Origin of the sequence: Bradyrhizobium sp. HKCCYLS3077, from assembly GCF_051167555.1 — a bacterium.
Classification (GTDB): domain Bacteria; phylum Pseudomonadota; class Alphaproteobacteria; order Rhizobiales; family Xanthobacteraceae; genus Bradyrhizobium.
Genome location: NZ_JBNPTH010000003.1, coordinates 138,350 through 155,511, shown reverse-complemented (window position 1 = coordinate 155,511; position 17,162 = coordinate 138,350). Strand labels below are relative to the sequence as shown.

The following is a 17,162-nucleotide window of genomic DNA, read 5'->3' as shown; positions in this document are numbered from 1 at the left end:
CAAGCAGCTTGCGGCGCGGCGCTCCTCACCATGAGGTTCAACAGCCGGGGCGGCACTGCACACCGGACCACGAACACGCCGAGAGGCGTGTTCATGGAGAGAGTGGGGTTCCGAGACCGGCGACACGTTGCAGACCAACGACAGATCAACTCCCCCGCCATTTCCGCTCCGCCTCGCCCCACGCAGCCAGCGGCTGCAGGTCCGGCACGCACGCCAACCCCGTCTTGGCATCCGACGACACCGCCTCCGGCGTCACGACCATGTCGAGCAGCGCCGGACGATTCGCCAGCGCGCGTTCGATCGCAGGCCCAAGCTGCTCCTCCGTCTCGACGCGCTCGGCATGCATGCCGAAGGCGCGCGCCATGGCGGCGTGATCGGCGAATTGCAGCCTGGTGCCGACGACCTTGCCATGCGTCACCGACTGGTCGTGAACCTCGATCTGCCAGGCGCCGTTGTTGGCGACGACGATCAGCACCGGGGCCTTGTGGCGCACGGCGGTGTCGACCTCGATCGCGTTGAAGCCGAACGCGCCGTCGCCGGTCGCGACCACCACGGGCTTGTCGGGATAAGCGAGGCTGGCGGCGATACCGTAGGGCACACCGATGCCGATGCAGCCGAACGGGCCGGGATCGAGCATCAAGGGCGCACTCAGGCCCACACGGGCGAAGGACAGGAAATCACCGCCGTCGGTGATGACCACGGCGTCGTTGCCGATGGCGTCCTGGATGGCCGATAGCACGCGGTTCGGATGCAGCCGGCCGTCGGAGCCCGGTGCCGCCGTCGCCATGCTCTGCTTCAGCTTGGCGGCGCGCTCCTGATGCGCCGCGCGCAGCTTCGCGGCCCATTGCCGATCGACAGCCGATTCGCGATTGCCCGCGAGCGCAACGATCGCACGAAGCGTCTCGGCCGGCGACGCCAGGATCTCGGCCGCGCCGCGGCGATTATCGCGCAGCTCGCTGGCGGTGTCACTGATGCGGACGAACTTGGCGTCCTTGAACACGGCGGGCGAGCCATAGGCGAGCTGGAAGTCGAGCTTGCGGCCGACCGTCAGTACGACATCGGCATCGCCCATCACGGCGCCGCGCATCGCGCCCACCACGGACGGATGATCATCTGGCACGAGGCCCCTGCTCTCGCCGGTGTCGAGATAGACCGCGCCGAGCCGGTCGAGCAGGCCGATCAGCTCGGGCCCTGCGCCGCGCGCGCCACGGCCGGAAATGACGAGCACGCGGCGCGCCGACCACAGCAGCTCGACCGCCTTCTCGACCTCGGCCGGATCGGGGCGCGTCGCCGCGCGCGGCTTCGGTCCGAGATGCTCCTCCAATTGCAGTGCCTTCGGCACGATCCCGCGCAGGGTGTCGACCGGGAAATCGATGAAGACGGGTCCGGGCTCGCCGCCATCGCCGAACGCGCGCGCGATCGCCTCGTCGAGCTCCTGCAGCACCAGCGACGGCTCTCGCACCGTGCGCGCGTAGCGCGTGATCGAGCGCACCAGCTGGGTGTGATCCATGTCCTGCAGGCCGCCGCGATTTTCCTGCGGCCGCGGATTGCCGCCAGATATCACCAGCACCGGCGCGCGCGAGACATGGGCGTTCGCGATGCCGGTGATCGCGTTGGTCATGCCGGGTCCCGCCGTGACCAGGGCGACGCCGAGCTCGCCGGTGAGCTCCGCATGCGCCTGCGCCATGTGCACGGCGGCACGCTCGTCGCGCACGTCGACGATGCGGATGCCCTCCGCGTCAAGCCGCATCCAGATCGGCATGATGTGGCCGCCGCACAGCGCGAACACGCGGGTGACGCCACGGCGCTTGAGCAGGCGGGCGATCAGGTCGGCAGCACTGTCGGGCAAGACTTTCATCGGACCACTCCGGATGAAGATGCGATCAGCCCGGGGCGAGCCAAGCCACGAGCAGCGAGACCGTGAGGACGGCGAAGATGTGCGAGACCAGGATCGAGCCCGAGGTGACGCCGGCTTCGAGGCCGTAGAGCTTGGCGATCGTGAACGGCCCCGAGCCGATCGGCAGCGCGCTCAGGATGACGGCCGAATGCGACCACAGCGGCGGCATCGCAAAGACGTGGAAGGCGAGCAGCGCGGTCACGGCCGGCTGCATCACGAGCTTCAACGAGACGAGGATGGCGATCGATGTCGCATCGTGCGTAACGACACGCTCCTGCGCCAAGAAGAGACCGATGCAGACCAGCGCCGCAGGCGAGGCCGCGCCGCCGAGCAGGCTGGTGAAGCTCATGAATGGCGCCGGCAGCGCGATGCCGCTGAGCCCGACCGCGAGGCCTGTGACCGGCGCGACGAACAATGGGCTCGTCAGCAGCGAGCGCGCGACCTTGGCGATGGTGGTGCCGAGCGTCGCGCCCTTCTGCAGATCCATCTCGACGACGACGATCGCGAACAGAAACAGCACGCTGGCCGTGAAGAGCGTAGCGATGATCGAGGCCGGTGCACTGTCCGGGCCGAACACCAGGAGGCACATCGGGATGCCCATGAAGCCGACATTGCTGTAGCCGGCGTCCAGCCCCTCGATGCTGGCATTGGCGACGCGGCGGCCGCGCAGGCGGCTGATGACGAATCCGGCCGCGAAGGTCGCGGCGATGCCGCCGCAAAACGCGCCGATGAAGCCGAACTGGCTGACCTGCTCGACGCCGATCCTGGACATCGCCGTGAAGATCAGCGCCGGCAGCGCCAGGTACACCGCGAAGCGGTTGAGATTGTCGGTCGCGGTGCGATCGAACACACCGAAGCGTCCGCACAGGAAGCCGGTGAGGATCAGCGCGAAAATGGGAAGAGCGGAATTGAGAACGGCCTGCATCGCAGCTACATATCAGACCGCACCACATCGCAGCCACCCGTTCACGAAAATCGCTTCTTCAGCTCGCGGTGCAGGATCTTGCCGGTGGCGTTGCGCGGCATCTCGGCGTCGGTGATCAAGGCGTAGGAGCGCGGCCGCTTGAAGCCGGCGAGACGTTCCTTGGCCCAGTCGACCAGCTCGCCCTCCTTCACGGTCACCCCGTCGCGCGGCACGATCACGGCGTGGACGCGCTCGCCCCATTTGTCGTCGGGAAGGCCGATCACCGCGATGTCCTTGACGCCAGGATGTGCGCCGACCAGCGCCTCGACCTCGGAGGGATAGATGTTCTCGCCACCGGAGATGATCATGTTGCTCTTGCGGTCGGCCAAGTGAATGTAACCGTCAGCATCACGGCGCGCCATGTCGCCGACCGAGCAATAGTCGCCGCGGAACGCCTCTGCGGTCTTTTCCGGCAGGCGCCAATAGCAGTCGAAGGTGTGGGCGTTGGACGAATAGAGCTCGCCCGCCTCGCCGTCCGGCACCTCATGGCCGGCCTCGTCGAGGATGCGGATGGGTGCTGCGCCGACGCATTCGCGCCCGACAGAGCCGAGCTTGGTGAACTGCTCATGCGGATGCAGCATCGTCACCCAGCCGGTCTCGGTCGCGCCATAGAGCTCGTAGAGACCGGACTTCGGAAACATCTCCATCACCTCGCGCTTGGTCTCCGGTCGCGCCGGCGCCGAGGAGATCATCAGCTTGGTCACCGCGCTGAAATCGTGCTGCGCGCGGATCGCGTGCGGCAGATCGAGCATCATGATGTAGTGCGTCGGCACCAGCGAGGTGAAGGTCGAGCCGCCATCGGCGAGCGTCGTCACCGCGTGCTCGGGATCGAAGCTCTTGCGTGAATAGATCGAACTGACGCCGCCGATGTAGCCGAACGCGCCGAAGAAGTTCAGCGAATTGGCATGGCACATCGGCATCACCAGCAGCGCGCCGTCATCGCGGCTGAGCTTCAGCTCGATCTCGGTGACCATCGACAGCAGCACGGCGCTGCGGTGGCTGCGCAGCACGCCCTTCGGCTTGCCAGTCGTGCCCGAGGTGTACATCAGGGTCCAGGGATCGGACAGCGCGACGTGCTGATCCGGCTCGCGGGACGACGCTGCAGCGATGATGTCCTCATAGCCGCGATAGCCGGCCGGGCGCGGCTTTGTACCGAAGTGGATGAAGCGATCGTCGGGGATGCCGAGATCCTTGCGAGCCTCCTCGACGAGACCGACGAGTTCGTCCTGTACGATGACGGCGGACGCTTCGGCGTTCTGCACGATGAACAGCACCTCGGGCGCTGTCAGGCGAAAGTTGATCGGCAGCGCAACCAGGCCAGCCTTGGCCGTCGCCGCATAGATCTCACACCACTCGACGCAATTGTAGGCAAGGATCGCGACGCGATCGCCCTTGGCCAGACCGAGGCCGAGCAGCGCATTGGCGAGCCGGCAGGCGCGCTCGTTCCAGAGACGGAAGCTCATCGCGCGCTCGAGGTCGCGGGCACCGGTGCGCTCCGGCGACATGCGGGCGTGCGCCGACAGCATCTGCCCGAAGTTCAGCAGGTCCCTCATTCCAGGCTCCTCCTCTTTACGAATTCGTATTCCGAATTCGAATTCAAAGCAAGAGCCTTGGTCGGCGCCTCGCATGATCCCGTCCCGGCGTGAAGAGGCGCCACTGTGTCTGGTTCGGTCACACGGGCCGCGACAAGCAAAGGTGTCATCCCGGGCAAGTCCGGCAACGCGCAGCGTTGGCGGACGCCGACCGGGAATCCATACGCCGTGGCGGACGCGGCTGGGCGAGATTGTTCGGGGACATGGTGCCTCGCACATCTCCCTGGGGTTATGGGTCCCGGATCTGCGCGCGCATGCCAGCAACGCTGCGCGTTGCCGGAGCGCGCTTGTCCGGGACGACACTGAGTTTGGAATTTGGCAGCGTTGCCATCTGCGGGCTAACGGCGTGCCGGGGCTATAGGGTCATAGAGCCGAAATCAGAAATGACGGACTCATCGCGAAAAACAGGCCTGAGCGACGGGTCCTATGCGTCGAAACGAAACTCACAAAATGATGAGGTGGAGCGGCGCATGCCGCCCCACCCTGGTTGTTGGTGCTACGCCTTCATCGCCGCCTTCACCGCCGCTGCGGTGATCGGCAGCGCGCGCAGCCGCGCGCCGCAGGCGTTGTAGATGGCGTTGCCAAGCGCCGGCGCGACCACGGTCACCGCGGGCTCGCCGACGCCGGTCGCCTTCTCGCCATTGGCGATGACGGCGATCGCGACCTCCGGCACCTGGCTCATGCGAAGCGGCGTGTAGCTGTCGAAGTTGGTCTGCTCGATACCGCCATCCTTCAAGGTCGCCTTCTCGTACATCGCCAGCGACAGGCCCCACAGTGCCGCGCCTTCGACCTGGGCGCGGATGTTGTCGGGATGCACCTGCGTGCCGACATCGGTCGCCACGGTGAGCTTCTTCACCGTGACCTCGCCTGAGTCAGCCACCGCGACATGGGCGACGCAGGCCGTCCAGCTCGCGGTCGCGCGCTCCTGCGACGACACGCAGGCGACGCCCATGCCCTCGCCCTTCGGCAGCTTCTTGGCGCCGTAGCCGGACAGGCCCATCGCCGCGAGCAGCGTGTTGCGCAGCCGCTGCGCGCCGCCATCGTTCTTGCCCTTGCCGTCGAGCAGCGCGATGCGGAACTGCGCCGGATCCTGCCCTGAGGCCACCGCGATCTCGTCGATCATGCTCTCGACCGCCCAGAACGTCCAACCCGGCGCCACCGAGCGGAGCTGCCCGGACGGCGTCGCATTGTGCGCGAGGTCGTTCTTGATCGCGCGCACATGGTGGTTGGGGACGGTGTAGAAGAAGTCGGCGCCGTTGACCGTGAACGAGTCGAGCGGGCCCTTCTTGTCGACCGAGGGCGTCAGGAAGTCCGGGATGCCCCAGCGCGCGGTAGGCCAGGCCGAGACGACGTCGTGGCTCAGCGCAACCAGTCTGCCGCTGGCATCGAGCCCAGCCTTCACTTTCTGGTAGGTGAGCGGCCGCGAGTAGTCCATCGTCATGTCGTTCTCGCGGGAATATATCACCTTGACCGGCTTGCCGACGGCCTTCGCCGCCTGCACCGCCGGCACCATCATGTCGGCGTCGAGCCTGCGGCCGAAGCCGCCGCCGAGCCAGGCCTGGTGCATCACGACATATTTGGGATCGATCCCGGCGGCTCCGGCCGCGATCGCGCCGGAACGCGTCGCGAACTGATTGCCGGAATAGATGTGCAGGATGTCGCCCTTGAACTCGGCGGTCGCGTTCATCGGCTCCAGCGGCGCGTGGATGTTGATGCTGGTGGTGTACTCCGCCTCCAATACCTTGGCCGCGCCTGACAGCGCCGATGCTGGATCGCCGTCCTTGACGAAGAACTGTCCGGAATCGTCCTGCGCCTGCAGCTTCTTGGCCTCGGCGAGGATGCTCTCGGTGCTGACATTGGCGTACGGCCCCTTGTCATAGCTGATCTTCAGCGCGTCCGCCGCCTTCCTGGCATTGGCGTAGGTGTTGGCCACGGCCACCACCCAGCCCGACGTCGAGCCGGTCTTGTCGTCCAGCGTCACCGCCTTGATGAAGCCGGGGACCTTCTTGGCCTCCGAGTCATCGACCGACTTCACGGTCGCGCCGAAGCGCACCGGCGGCGTCACCACCTTGCCGTAGACCATGCCCGGCAGCATCGTATCGATGCCGTACTTCGCCGTGCCGTTGGTCTTGGAGGGAATGTCGAGCTGCGGCACGGAGACGCCGATCATGGTGTACTGATCCGGCGTCTTCAGCGTGATCGCCTTCAGCTCGTCCGGCGTGAAGCTCTTGGTGATCTTGCCGCTCTTGACGATCTCGGCATAGCTCATCTGCTTCTTCGACTTCGGATGCACCACGACGCCGTCACGCGCCACGAGCTCCTTGGCCGGCACGCCCATCGCGGTCGCAGCCGCTTCGGTGAGCGCAATGCGCCCGGCGGCGCCGGCCCGGCTCATCGCATCGAAGTTCATCATCGTGCTCCAGCTGCCGCCGGTGATCTGGGCGCCGAGCACGGGATCGTTGAACTTCGGATCGTTGGAGGCGAGCTGGACGCGCATGTCCTTCCAGGCGGCGCCGAGCTCCTCGCAGATGATCTGCGCCATCGTCGAGGCGATGTGCTGGCCCATGTCGGCCTTGCCGCAGGTCACAGTGACGAGACCATCCGGCGCGATCGAGTACCATACGGTCGGCTCGAAGGCCGAGGGCGTCGTCCCCGCAAGCGCGCTGTCGGCGAGGCCGGCATAGCCGAGCACGAGGCCGGTGGCGGCGGTGCCGACCAGGAAGGAACGGCGGCTGAGATCGGTCGTGGGATTGGCGATGCGCTCGCCCGCGGCGTTCGTCACATGCGTAGTCATGTGGGGCTCCGCTCGTTCGAGGTGGCGTTGGAGGCGGTGCGCATTTCGGCTGCGGCGCGCGAGATCGCCTTCTGGATTCGCGAGTAGGTCATGCAGCGGCAGAGATTGCCGTCCATATGCGCTGTGATCTCCTCCTTGCTCGGGCTCGTGGTCTTGGCGAGCAGCGAGGCTGCCTGCATGATCTGGCCGGACTGGCAGTAGCCGCATTGCGGCACCTGCTCGGCGATCCACGCCTTCTGCAGCGGATGATCGCCCTTCTCCGACAGGCCCTCGATGGTCGTGATCTTCTTGTTGGCGACGTCGCCGACCATGGTCTGGCACGAGCGCACCGCCTCGCCCTCGACATGCACGGTGCAGGCGCCGCACAGCCCGGCGCCACAGCCGAACTTGGTTCCGGTCATCTGCAATTCCTCGCGGATGACCCACAACAGCGGCGTGTCGTTCGCCGCGTCGACAGAGACGTCTCTGCCGTTGATACTGAGTTTCGCCATTGCCAAGAACCTCCTTACGGGACGGATTTGCTCTGAAGCGAACGCCCATCGGCGTTCCGGCACGTCTCGGCAACGCGCTGCCCCATCATCCGCGCGGTGTCCGAGGGTGAATTGCAGCTCAATCGGTGGCAGCGACAACAACGGCTGCGATCGCTGCCACGGCAGACCTTGAACGGTCGTGGCTCAGCTCTTGCGCTGAGCGGACTGCCGGCTGGCGCAGGCATACATGTTGATTTCCATTCCGACCGGCACTTCGACGATCTTGGGGGCAGTCCAGCTCATGCTCGTTCTCCCGGAGAGGATGATCATCGCCGCAACCGACGGCCACCTGCGTCTCCGGCAACTCTCCGCACCCGGCGATCGCAGGCATGACACGCGAACCTCGCGGCGCTCCGCGAGGCATAGAATGGCTTGATTAGTTCGTCTGCTTGGTGATCTGGACCATGGTCTGGTCGACGAAGTTCTTGATGTCCTGGTCCGGCTTGCGGAACAGCTCACGCTCGACCGTCAGCATCCGGCCGGGAATGGCTTTCTTGCAGACCTCGCGCAGAAAGACGCCGCCGACCGGCTGCTCGCCCGCGCTCGGCTGCTGCTCCTTGCAATCCCAGCCCTCGGCGCCGTAGCGCGACTTCACCTGGTTGCCGAGCAGGAACGCCTTCTTGCGGATGTAGAGGCGCGCCTTCGGATCGGTCTGGATGGTGAGCCCGAACACCGTGGCGTTATCGTCGATGACGGCCGTGAGCAGCACAGGATGGCCGGCCACCTTGGTGCCGTCCTGACTCGTCTCCGGATCGAATTCGAAGCGCACCGCGCGCCGTCCCTGTTCATCGGCCGGACAATCGCGCCAGCCCGACCAAGCAGCGAGCTGGCGATCAGGCTGCCCAGCGCAGCTCAGGTTGACATAGCCTTCGTTCGGCAGGTTGCCGATCGGCATGCCGACGGTGATGTCGCGCAGGTCATAGCTCGGCACGGCCTGCGCCGAGGCCGCGTGCATGACGACGGTCAGAAGGAAGGTCGCAAAGATCGCAGTGCAGGTTGAGCGTTTCATTTGGATGGCTCGCTTGCAGGCTGGGTTGCGTTGGCCTTGTAGATGTCGCAGACGCGCGATGTATTGCCGAAGAAGGCGGTGCACTCGTCATAGGTGGGTTCGCCTCGACCCTTGATGTGCGCGAGCACGTAGTCCGCGACGGCCTCGATGTCGTTGGGGCGCAGGAAGGTGCCGCCTTCCGGCGGCATGCGCTCGCCGACGTCCTGGCGGTTCATCTCGTAGCACTTCGCCGTGTCGTAGGAGCCGCGCGCGAAATACGGCATGCCGGTGCCCGGACGGCCGCACGTCACGGTCTCGATGATGTGCTGGCGGTCGAGCTCGGTCTTGCGCAGCGACAGCGCGTCGCCGCCGTAGCCGCCGCCGCCATTGCCGTGCCATTTGTGGCAGCCGACGCAGTTGGCGCGCTTGAACACCGCCTTGCCGGCCTCGGTCGGATCGGTGGGGACAGCAGACTGAGCCGAGGCGAGCGAACCGGAGACGAGAACGAAAGCCAACGCCACGGCGGACGTGATCGCACTGAATTTCATCTGATCTTCTTTTCAAACGCGAAAACGGGAGGAGCGGAGGCAGTGCCTCCGCTCCTTGATCGACCTACAGCGCGAAGACGTAGAGCATCGAGCCGGGCTGGATCTTCTTCAGCTCGGGCGTGGATTCGATGAACCACTTGTCCCAGGCGCCGCCGAGACCGACGAGGATCGCAACATATTGCTTGCCGTCCACCGAGAAGGTCACGGGAGGCGCGTTGACGCCGCCGCCGGTGTTGAACTCCCACAGCTTCTGCAGGGTCTTGGCGTCGAGCGCCATCACCTCGCCCGAGGGCTGCCCGGTGAAGACCAGATCAGGCGTCGACAGCATGCCGCCGAGATTCGGGAACGGCGTCTCCATCTTGCCGGCGATCTTGCCGGTGGTGACGTCGATCGCGGTCACACTGCCCGTGATCCGGAACGGCTGGCTCGGCCCGCCGCCGGTCCAGAACTCGCGCGGCTTCAGCTTGTCCTTGGTCGCCTCTTCGACCGTGATCCGGTTGCAGCTCTCGATCACCGGGATGTACCAGAGCTTGAGATCCGGATTGTAGGACGTCGGCGGCCAGTTCTTGCCGCCCATGTTGCCCGGGCAGATGTCCGCGACCTTGTTCTCACGATGCGGTGTCACCGCAGCGTTGTAACGCTGCACCGGATTCTTCGGATCGTACTCGATCGGCTTGCCGGTCTCGGGATCGAGGCCCTTGGTCCAGGTCACCTTCTTGACGAAGGGCAGTCCCCAGATGAACTTGCCGTTGGTCCGATCGATCGCATAGGCGAAGCCGTTGCGGTCGGCCTCGAGCGCGAGCTTCAACGTCTGGCCGTTCGGCGCGGGCACGTCGACCAGAACGTTCTCGGCGACACTGTCATAGTCGTACGGATCGTTCGGCGTGTGCTGGTAGTGCCACTTGATCTTGCCGGTGTTGGCATCGAGCGCCAGCGAGCTGTCAGTGTAGAGGTTGTCACCGGGACGATAGGCATTGTCCCAGTCCGGTCCGGGGTTGCCGACGCCCCAGATGATCGTGTCGGTCGCCGGGTCGTAGGTGCCGGTCACCCAGGTCGAGCCGCCGCCGGCCGCGGCCGCGTCGTTGCTGTCCTTCCAGGTCTCGCTGCCGGGCTCGCCCTTGGCCGGAATGGTGTGCGTGCGCCACACTTCCTTCTGCGTCGTGAGATCGGTGGCGGCGATCCAGCCGCGGATGCCATATTCGGCGCCGGCGACGCCGGAGATGGCCATGTTCTTCACGATCAGCGGCGCGCCGGTGATGACCTCGCCCTTGTCGGGATCGGCGACCTGGCGCTGCCAGGCGACCTGGCCGGTTTCCTTGTTCGTTGCGATCAGCCGGCCGTCGAGCGTGTGCGAGACGACAAGATCGCCCCACAGCGCAACACCGCGATTGTCGACGCCGCAGCAGGCGATGGCGCCGGCCCAGTCATGATCCGTCTTCGGATCCATCTTCCAGACCATCTGGCCTTTGCCACCGCGCGCATCGATCTTGTAGACCGAGCCCCAGCCGTCGGTCACATACATCATGCCGTTCTCGACGATCGGCGTGCCTTCGAGACCGCCATGGCTCCAGATGCCGCCGCCCTCGACGCCGCCGAGATGCATCGTCCAGGCGACCTTCAGATTCTTGACGTTGTCCTTGTTGATCTCCTTCAACGTCGAGAAGCGCGTGCCCGAGTAGTTCTTGTGATGATGCAGCCAGTTGCCGGCTTCCTTGTCGGCATTGAGCAGCCGCTCCGGCGTCATCTCGTCGGCGGCCTGCGCCGGTGCTGCCAGATTGAAACAGGCAAAGGCTGCGCCGGCGAGCAGCACTGCCCGCAACGTAGACCTGACGTGATTCCTCATCGTTTCCTTCTCCCACTTTTTGATTATGAGTTGGATCGAACACCGCTCCGCCGTGTAGCGAAGGGCAGCAGGCGACAGACAGGCATCAGGGGGACTTGCGAACCTCAACCTCCGTTTCGATGGATCCAGCCTTCTGGAACACGATGGTGCAGGTGAAGCGCTTTCCGGGCTCGAGCGGCTCGCGCGTCTGCAGCAGCATCACGTGATAGGCGGTCGGCAACAGCACCAGCGTGCTACCGGCGGCAATCGGAATGTTGGGGATGGCGCGCATCGACGGGGCGCCCTCGCCGCGGTCGACGGTGTGGCGCTCGGAAAAATTCGCGATCGGACAGCGCACGCGCATCAAGGCTTCCGGCGCCGACGTCTCGTTCTTGATTGTAAGCGACAGCGGGATATCGCGACCGACTTCGGGGGCCGCAGGCACCCAGGCATCGGACAAGGTGAGGCCTTCGCCAGCCAGCGCCGCCTGAGATGCCAACGCGACAAATAGAACGGCAGACGCTGCCGCTCCCCCTCGCGAGACGAGCGCCCACACACCAGAGCGCGCGCTGCCCTCCAAGGACGCCGCGCAGCCGTCATCACGCCTCGAACGAGCCGGTTGATCCGACACGGACGCCCTCCCCGGAGATGTTGAAGCCGTTTTCGCTTGGCTCCTTGCTTCTGAATTCGTACTCTGAATACGAATTCCTCGCAAATGGATTTTCGCGCTCCGCGTGTTAGTGTTCCCGAAAATGTGATGCCCATGAGAATCGTGCCCCCTGCTCCATCCCTGGTCGATCAGGTCGTCGAAGCGATCACTGACGAAATCGTCAGCGGCGTGCTGGCGTCCGGCTCACGGCTGATTCAGGACGATCTCGCGCAGGCCTATGGCGTATCGCGGCAGCCGGTGCAGCAGGCGCTGATCCTGCTGCGCGGCTGCGGGCTGGTGCAGAGCGCGCCCGGACGCGGCTTGATCGTGGCGCCGCTCGACCCGAGCTTCGTGCGCGATCTCTATGAGATGCGCGCCGTGCTCGAAGGCCTGGCGGCGCGGCTCGCGGCCGAACGCGCCAGCGATCGCGCGGCCCGCGAAGGCCCCGCCTACATCGCCGCCGGCCACGAGGCGGTCAAAAGCGGACTCGTGAGCCGCAAGATCGAGAGTGACATCGCCTTCCACCGCTTTCTCGGCGAACTCTCGGGCAACGCCCTGATCGACGAGACGATGACGCCGCATTGGCCCTGCCTCAAGCGCGTGATGTCCGACGTGCTGCAGAAGGAGGAGAGGATGTCCCAGACGGTCTGGGACGAGCACGAGGACATTCTCGCTGCCATCATCGCGGGCCGCAGCGCCGAGGCCGAACGGCTGAGCCGCGACCACATTTCGCAGGCGGCGGGCGTTTTCATTCACCATCTGGAGGCCCAGCAGGGCGACAGGACGAAGCAGCGCCGCACGCTCTCGGGACGAAAGACGTCGCTATGAGCGGTCGCGGAAGAGACATTGCCGATCGGATGCAGGAGGCCGCGTGGCGCCGCTGAAGACCCAGCCGAACCTGACGGAGCGCGTCTACCAGCGCATCCTGTCCGACATCGTCGGCGGGGAGTTGCCGGAATCGGCGCGGCTGATCCAGGACGATCTGGCGCGCGACCTCGGCGTGTCGCGCCAGCCGGTGCAGCAGGCGCTGCTGCTGTTGCGCAACCAGGGCTTTGTCCGCGAGGCGCCGGGACGCGGCCTAGAGGTCATGCCGATCGACACCAACTTCATCCGCAATGTCTACGAAATCCGCGCCGTCGCGGAGGGCCTCGCGTGCAGACTCGCAGCGACCCGCGGCGCCGAGCGCGCCGCCGAGGAAGGACCGAAGCTGATCGCGGAAGGCCGCCGCGCCGAGCGCGAGCATTCGGTCGAGCAATTGATCGAGGCGGACGTCAAATTTCATGAGTTCCTCTATGAGATCTCCGGCAACTCCGTGATTCAGGACACCACGCAGCCGCATTGGCTGCATCTGCGCCGGCTGATGGGCGAAGTCCTGATGCGTGACGAGACGCCACGGCGGATCTGGGATCAGCACGAGGACATCCTCAACGCCGTGATCGCGGGCGATGCTCAGAAGGCCGAGGATCTGGCCCGGCAGCACATCACGCGCACCGCCACGGTGCTGCTGGCCCGGCTGTCCAGGCAGCGCGACCGCATGCCGGTCGCCACGCCGTCCTGATGATGTCCGCACGCTGACGCGCAACGTTGTCGCGCCCCCGTCCTGGAACCTAGCCAACGCGTCGGACGTTCTGGCCGCACGGAGACTACAGCTCTCCGCACAGCGTCGGCACGTGCCCACGCCAGCCGACGGAACGACCAACGTGAGCAGCAAGGCCACCGCGCCGACGTTCAGCCCCGCCGACGACATCGACGGCGTCTCGGATGAGCAGCGGCAGCAGATCAAAGCGCAGAGCCGGCCCAACGCCGCACTGATTCACGAGACGATCCGCGCCGAGGGCGAGAGCGAGCTCGAACGGCGCTGGTGGGCCATCCTGCTGTCGGGGCTCGCCGCGGGCCTGTCGATCAGTTTGTCGCTCATCGTGCAGGGTGAATTCCATGCCTTCGTCTCCGACGAGGCGGTGCGACGGTTGTTTGCTCCGCTCGGCTATACCGCCGGCTTCCTGGTCGTGGTGCTCGGCCGGCAGCAATTGTTCACCGAGAACACGCTGACTCCGATCCTGCCGCTGCTGCATCATCGCGACCTCAAGACGCTCGGGCAGGTCGCGCGCCTGTGGAGCCTGGTGCTAACAGCCAATGTGGCGGGGACATGGGCCGCGGCCGCCGCACTGGCGTATACGCACGTGTTCGAGCCGCGGATCGTCGATGCCTTTATCGAGATCAGCCGGCACACGGTCGAGGGTCCGTTCTCGACGACGTTTGCGCGCGCCGTGTTCGCAGGCTGGCTGATCGCGCTGATGGCCTGGCTGCTGCCGGCGGTGCGCGGCGCCCGCGCCCATATCGTGGTGGTGATGACCTATTTGGTGGCGCTCGGGCAGTTCGCGCACATCGTCGCCGGCTCCGTCGAATGCGCATTCCTGGTGTTCAGGGGCGAGGTCTCGCTTGCCGACTATGCCGGCACGTTCTTTATCCCGACCCTGCTCGGCAACATCGTCGGCGGCACGACGCTGGTGGCCATTCTCAACTATGGGCAGGTCGCGGCCGAGCTCGATCAGGACGACTGACCGGGCACGAGCCGGCCATCACGCGGCAGGCAGAGCGAACGAGAATGTCGCGCCGCCCTCGGGCTCGTTGCTCACCACCAGCTCGCCACCGTGCTCCCGCACGATGCCATAGCTGATCCACAGCCCGAGCCCGGTGCCCTCGCCGACGCGCTTCGTGGTGAAGAACGGCTCGAAGATGTGGGTGAGATGATCCCTGTCGATCCCTGGGCCATTGTCAGTGATCCGGAACACGATCTCGTTCCCTTGCCGCGCGGCCGCAACGACGAGGCGTGGCAGTTCGATCGATCGCATCGCGTCGATGGCGTTCTCCACCAGGTTGACGATCACCTGATGCAGCTGGCCCTCATTGCCGGAGATCCACAGATCCGGCTCGACCTCGATCTGAATATCGACGCGATGCTGCTTGGTGCGCCCGGCCCACAGCACGGCCGTGTTGATCAGCCGCTCGATGTTGACGCGCTCGACCTCGCCGAGCTTGGAGAACGACAGCCGGCGCAAATTCTTGACGATCTCGCTGATCCGCACCGCGCCTTCCATGGTGCCCTCGATCAGCGGGCCGAAATCCTCCAGGATGGCGTCGATGCGCAGGTCCTTGCGCAACGCTGCAACCTCGTCGCAGACCGGCTGCTCATGGACCGCGTCGAGATAGCCGACCAGCGCCGTTCGATAGCGCATCAAGGTGTGAACGTTGCCATAGACGAAGCTGATCGGATTGTTCAGCTCGTGGGCGACGCCGGCCACGAGGCGGCCGAGGCTCGCCATCTTCTCCTGCTCGACCAGTTGCCGCTGCGCGCGCTGCAGCTCCTGATGCGCCTTGTGCAACGCCTCATAGGCGCGGCGCAGTTCGCCGATGGGACGCCCCGTCAGCACCACGCCGATGAAGCGGCCGCGATGGTCGTGACGCGGCGAGCTGTTGATGGCGAACAGATCGGAACTCGATCCGCCCGCCGCAAAGCGCAGCTCGCCATCGACGACCTCGGCATTGCTGCGCGGGTTCAACAGTGCCGCCAGCCTGCCGTGGTGGTCGAGATCGATCATCTCGGCGATATTGCGTCCCGCGATCTCCGGCAGAGTACGGCCGGATGTCCGCTGGAACGCCGAGTTGGCCTGCTGCACCGTTCCCCGGGCGTCGCAGACGACGAGAATGTCCGAGACCGACTCGATGACATTGGTGACGAAGGCCTGCGCCTCCTCGAGCTCGGCGTTCTTGTGCTCGAGGTCGACCTCGTAGCGCAGGAGGTCGGAATAGACCTCGTCCATCTTGCGGATGACTTCGATCCACACGCCCTCCCGCTCGCTGTCGAATTCCAGCGTGCTGCTGCTCGCGATCAGCTTCAGAAGCGTGTCAGCGCCGGACTCAGGAGAGTGCGTGGCCTTTGCCATTTTTCTTCAGGTCGTATCTCGACAATTTGTTGCGCAAGCCCACGCGGGACAGGCCGAGTTCGCTGGCGACGCGGCTGATGTTACCCTCGTATTTTTCGAGACAGCTGACAATGATCGTCTTTTCGAGATCCTCGACGCGGTCCTTCAGACTGCCGCTGCCGTTCAGCTTGCCGTTGGCGGCGGCTGGCGCCGCCCGGCGCGCGCTGCGGCGGCCCGCGAAAGGCGGACAGCGCAGCTCGTCGGCATCGGCCAGCACGGCCATCCGCTGGATCTCGTTCTGCAGCTCGCGGACGTTGCCCGGCCAGTGATACTTGGAAAACTCGTCGAGCGCCGCGGGCGCGAAGCGCAGATGCGGCCGGTTGAACGAGGTCTTCACGGCCGACAGCACGCCCTCGGCGATCAGCGGGATATCCATCGGCCGCTCGCGCAGCGACGGCATGTGCACCGGGAACGCGGCAAGCCGGTAATAGAGATCGCGGCGGAAACGGCCGGCCTCGACCTCGGCCTCGAGGTCGCGATTGGTCGCAGCGACGACGCGGACATCGACCTTGCGGACACGCTGCGCGCCGAGCGGCCGGATCTCGCTCTCCTGCAGCACGCGCAAGAGCTTGACCTGGAACGCCGGCGAGGTCTCGCCGATCTCGTCGAGAAAGATGGTGCCGCCATCAGCGACCTCGAACAGGCCGATGCGGTCCTGATAGGCGCCGGTGAAGGCGCCCTTCTTGCAGCCGAACAGCTCGCTCTCCAGGAGTTCATCCGGCAGCGCGCCGCAGTTCTCGACGACGAACGCCTTGTTGGCGCGGGCCGAGCCGTAATGGATCGCACGCGCCAGCAGCTCCTTGCCGGTGCCGGACTCGCCCGTGATCAGCACCGAGATGTCGTAGTCGGCGGCGCGGCGGCCGAGATCGATCACATTGCGCATCGGGCTCGCCGCCGAGTGCACGATGCGATCGAAATCATACAGCTTCTTGGCCGCGCCGCGCTTGACCGAGACGACCTGCTTGATGTGCGCCGGTGTCGCCTTGACATCGACGCCGGCGGTCTCGGTCTCCTTCTGCAGCCGATACAGCTGCACGGCCTCGCGCACAATGTCGATCAGGCGATCCGGCTGCCAGGGCTTGGTAATGTATTGATAGATGCCGGCTTCGTTGAGTCCCGCGATGATGTCCTCGGAATCCGAATAGCCCGAGATGATCATCCTGACCGGATCGGGCCACATCTCACGCACACGCTTCAGGAAGCTGACGCCGGATTCCTGCGGCATGCGCTGGTCGCAGATCACCGCGTGCACGATCTCGCCTTCAAGCAGCTTCTCCGCATCGGCCGTATTGCCGGCGCACAAGACCTCGAAATCCTGGTTGAGAACGCGGCGCAGCGCCTCCTGCGACCGGACCTCGTCGTCGACGACCAATATGGTTCCCTGGATTCCCATGT

15 protein-coding genes are annotated in these 17,162 nt (G+C 65.6%); 3 read left to right on the top strand and 12 right to left on the bottom strand.

What is annotated here, in order from left to right:
- Window positions 1-145: 145 nt before the first annotated feature.
- The 10 genes from ACQR0Z_RS12590 to ACQR0Z_RS12545 form a co-directional block, all read right to left on the bottom strand.
- Window positions 146-1,858 (bottom strand): thiamine pyrophosphate-binding protein, encoded by a 1,713-nt coding sequence (locus ACQR0Z_RS12590; RefSeq protein ID WP_434918818.1) that lies wholly within the window; start codon window positions 1,856-1,858, stop codon window positions 146-148.
- A gap of 25 nt (window positions 1,859-1,883) precedes the next feature.
- Window positions 1,884-2,822 carry an AEC family transporter gene (locus ACQR0Z_RS12585; RefSeq protein WP_434918817.1) on the bottom strand — a complete coding sequence of 313 codons (939 nt, stop codon included), beginning with the start codon at window positions 2,820-2,822 and terminating at the stop codon, window positions 1,884-1,886.
- Window positions 2,823-2,863: 41 nt separating this feature from the next.
- Window positions 2,864-4,414, bottom strand: coding sequence for an AMP-binding protein (locus ACQR0Z_RS12580; RefSeq protein WP_434918816.1), 1,551 nt, complete (start codon window positions 4,412-4,414; stop codon window positions 2,864-2,866).
- Between the two features lie 535 nt (window positions 4,415-4,949).
- Window positions 4,950-7,247: a molybdopterin cofactor-binding domain-containing protein gene (locus ACQR0Z_RS12575; protein ID WP_434918815.1), complete on the bottom strand. Its 2,298-nt coding sequence runs from the start codon at window positions 7,245-7,247 to the stop codon at window positions 4,950-4,952.
- The gene (locus ACQR0Z_RS12570; RefSeq protein WP_434855959.1) at window positions 7,244-7,738 is read right to left on the bottom strand and encodes a (2Fe-2S)-binding protein; all 495 of its coding nucleotides are present in this window, start codon (window positions 7,736-7,738) and stop codon (window positions 7,244-7,246) included. Before ACQR0Z_RS12570 ends, ACQR0Z_RS12575 begins: the two co-directional genes overlap by 4 nt.
- A 183-nt stretch (window positions 7,739-7,921) precedes the next feature.
- Entirely contained in the window at window positions 7,922-8,020 is a 99-nt protein-coding gene (pqqA, locus tag ACQR0Z_RS12565; protein ID WP_434855960.1) for a pyrroloquinoline quinone precursor peptide PqqA, read from the bottom strand.
- A gap of 133 nt (window positions 8,021-8,153) precedes the next feature.
- Complete coding sequence (locus ACQR0Z_RS12560) at window positions 8,154-8,786, bottom strand: hypothetical protein (RefSeq protein ID WP_434918814.1); 633 nt, start codon at window positions 8,784-8,786, stop codon at window positions 8,154-8,156.
- Window positions 8,783-9,280, bottom strand: coding sequence for a c-type cytochrome (locus ACQR0Z_RS12555; RefSeq protein WP_434919301.1), 498 nt, complete (start codon window positions 9,278-9,280; stop codon window positions 8,783-8,785). Before ACQR0Z_RS12555 ends, ACQR0Z_RS12560 begins: the two co-directional genes overlap by 4 nt.
- A 97-nt stretch (window positions 9,281-9,377) precedes the next feature.
- Complete coding sequence (locus ACQR0Z_RS12550; protein WP_434855962.1) at window positions 9,378-11,156, bottom strand: methanol/ethanol family PQQ-dependent dehydrogenase; 1,779 nt, start codon at window positions 11,154-11,156, stop codon at window positions 9,378-9,380.
- Window positions 11,157-11,241: 85 nt separating this feature from the next.
- Window positions 11,242-11,595, bottom strand: coding sequence for a copper chaperone PCu(A)C (locus tag ACQR0Z_RS12545; RefSeq protein ID WP_434918813.1), 354 nt, complete (start codon window positions 11,593-11,595; stop codon window positions 11,242-11,244).
- Window positions 11,596-11,898: 303 nt separating this feature from the next.
- Here ACQR0Z_RS12545 and ACQR0Z_RS12540 point away from each other — a divergent pair, with 303 nt between their 5' ends.
- From ACQR0Z_RS12540 to ACQR0Z_RS12530, 3 genes are all read left to right on the top strand, one after another.
- A complete protein-coding gene (locus tag ACQR0Z_RS12540; RefSeq protein WP_434855963.1) occupies window positions 11,899-12,612 on the top strand; it encodes a GntR family transcriptional regulator in 714 nt (237 codons plus the stop codon).
- Between the two features lie 43 nt (window positions 12,613-12,655).
- Entirely contained in the window at window positions 12,656-13,342 is a 687-nt protein-coding gene (locus ACQR0Z_RS12535; RefSeq protein ID WP_434918812.1) for a GntR family transcriptional regulator, read from the top strand.
- A gap of 142 nt (window positions 13,343-13,484) precedes the next feature.
- Window positions 13,485-14,345, top strand: a complete 861-nt coding sequence (locus ACQR0Z_RS12530) for a formate/nitrite transporter family protein (protein WP_434918811.1) — start codon at window positions 13,485-13,487, stop codon at window positions 14,343-14,345.
- A gap of 18 nt (window positions 14,346-14,363) precedes the next feature.
- Here the strand turns inward: ACQR0Z_RS12530 and ACQR0Z_RS12525 are convergent, their stop codons facing one another.
- Window positions 14,364-15,728, bottom strand: coding sequence for a sensor histidine kinase (locus ACQR0Z_RS12525; protein ID WP_434918810.1), 1,365 nt, complete (start codon window positions 15,726-15,728; stop codon window positions 14,364-14,366).
- Window positions 15,703-17,160 (bottom strand): sigma-54-dependent transcriptional regulator, encoded by a 1,458-nt coding sequence (locus ACQR0Z_RS12520; RefSeq protein ID WP_434855967.1) that lies wholly within the window; start codon window positions 17,158-17,160, stop codon window positions 15,703-15,705. The genes ACQR0Z_RS12525 and ACQR0Z_RS12520 overlap by 26 nt, the downstream gene beginning before the upstream one ends.
- Between the last annotated feature and the right edge of the window lie 2 nt (window positions 17,161-17,162).